We start from the raw sequence: 2,102 nt of genomic DNA on the forward strand, positions 1-2,102 counted from the left end.
CCCGGCCGCCACCCGACTGGCCACCGCCGCCGTCGCGCCCCGGACGGCGGCCGGCCCGCCGGACCTTTAGGACGCTTAATGGGTGGCCCGCCGGTGAGGGGCACCGGCTGCACGGCCGACGTAGCATACGGATGGCTTTGCACCACCGGTACCTGGCGACGGATGAGCTTCTGGATATCCTGCAGGTAGGCCCGCTCCTCATCCTCGCAAAAGGAAAGCGCCGTGCCATCGGCTCCGGCGCGGCCGGTGCGGCCGATGCGGTGCACGTAAGTTTCGGGCTCGTTCGGGATTTCGTAGTTGATCACGTGGGTCAGCTCATCCACGTCGATGCCGCGGGCGGCAATGTCGGTAGCCACGAGTACGCGGGTAGAACCAGCCTTGAAGTTGGACAGCGCCCGCTGGCGGTGGTTCTGCGACTTGTTGCCATGAATAGCTTCGGCCGGGATGTTGGCCTTGGCCAGGGTCTTGACCACCTTATCGGCTCCGTGCTTGGTGCGGGTGAATACCAGCACCCGGCGGATATTCTTGTCCTGGAGTACGTGTTCGAGCAGATCGGCCTTGTCGTCCTTCTCCACCATATAAACGGCCTGCGACACGGTTTCGGCAGTGCTCGATACGGGCGTGACGGCCACTTTTACGGGGTTGGGGCGCAGGATGCTGCCAGCCAGCTCCTGAATCTGGCCCGGCATGGTGGCCGAGAAAAATAGGGTCTGACGGCTGGCGGGCAGCTTGGGCAGAATGCGCTTGATGTCGTGGATGAAGCCCATGTCGAGCATGCGGTCGGCTTCATCTAGTACGAATACTTCCACGTTACGCAAATCCACGAAGCCTTGGCTCATAAGGTCGAGCAGCCGGCCGGGAGTGGCGATGAGCACTTCTACGCCCCGCTTGAGCACCTGCACCTGCGGGTGCTGGCCTACGCCCCCAAAAATAACGGTAGAGCGCAGCTTCGGCAGGTGGCGGCCGTAAGATTTAAAGCTTTCCCCGATCTGGATGGCCAGCTCGCGGGTGGGGGTGAGGACCAGGCACCGGATGCGGCCGGGAGCATGTCGCTCGACCTGGGCAGTCTGGTGCAGAATCTGGAGGATGGGCACCGTAAAGGCGGCCGTTTTGCCAGTACCCGTCTGGGCAATGCCCAGCAGGTCGTGGCCTTCCAGCACCTGCGGAATGGCCTGTTGCTGGATGGGGGTAGGGGTGGAGTAGCCTTCCTCGCCCAGGGCGCGGAGAATAGGCTCAATCAGGTTGAGTTCGTCGAACGACATCTAAAGAAAAAAAGCGGCTGCCTAGGGGCAGCGAAAATGGCACGGAAATAAATGAGCCGGCAAAGGTCGGGTTTTTTAACTTACAGCGCCTTTAAAGGCGTATAACGAACCAGCCGGCGCGGCGCAGGGCATCCGGCCGCTGCAGGGCTAGGCCACAAATAGCCGGCCACCTTTTAGTAACCTCCTCTTTTACCGAAATGCATGCATGTAATAGATAAGCACCTCGCCTACGACGGCCACTATAAACTCAGCCAATTACGGGTTCAGGACGGCGAGGAGGTATTAAAGCGGGAGCGGTTCGAGCCGGGAACGGCCGTGGCTGCCCTGGTCCGCCATACTGGCAGCCAGCACTACGTGCTCACCCGGCAGTACCGCATCGGGCCAGAGGCGGAAATCGTGGAGCTGACCGCCGGCATGGTCGATGCGGGCGAGGACCCGGCGCAGGCCATGCGCCGCGAGATTCAGGAGGAGTTGGGCTACGAGGTCGACTACCTGGAGCAGATTGCCCGCATCCTGCCCTCGCCCGGCAACAGTGCCGAGGTGATTACCGTGTATTATGCCGAGGTCAGTCACCAGTCGGGAGCGGGTGGAGGGCTGGCCGAGGAGAGCGAGAAAATTGAGGCCGTGTTCTTCTCCGCCGACGAGTTGTTTGCCGCCCAGTTCGAGGATGCTAAAACCATCATCGCCGTGCAGTGGGCACAACTGCGGAAAAGATAGTAACCCCTATGACCCAAATGTGTAACCTAGCCTGGCGCTACATTCGCATGACCTGTGACACCCAGGATGGCGGCCGCACCGAGGCGTTCCAGTACTTCGTGAACGAAATCGAGCCCAACGTGG

At 61.4% G+C, this 2,102-nt stretch carries 2 protein-coding genes; one reads left to right on the forward strand and one right to left on the reverse strand.

Annotated elements, in window-relative coordinates:
• Positions 1-1,262 (reverse strand): DEAD/DEAH box helicase (locus CDA63_RS19990; protein WP_126546990.1); only part of this gene is annotated, 1,262 nt, incomplete at its 3' end.
• Positions 1,263-1,463: 201 nt separating this feature from the next.
• Here CDA63_RS19990 and CDA63_RS19995 point away from each other — a divergent pair.
• Positions 1,464-1,979, forward strand: a complete 516-nt coding sequence (locus CDA63_RS19995) for an NUDIX domain-containing protein (protein WP_088466217.1) — start codon at positions 1,464-1,466, stop codon at positions 1,977-1,979.
• The last annotated feature ends 123 nt before the right edge of the window (positions 1,980-2,102 follow it).

This window comes from Hymenobacter amundsenii (assembly GCF_002204745.1).
GTDB lineage: Bacteria > Bacteroidota > Bacteroidia > Cytophagales > Hymenobacteraceae > Hymenobacter > Hymenobacter amundsenii.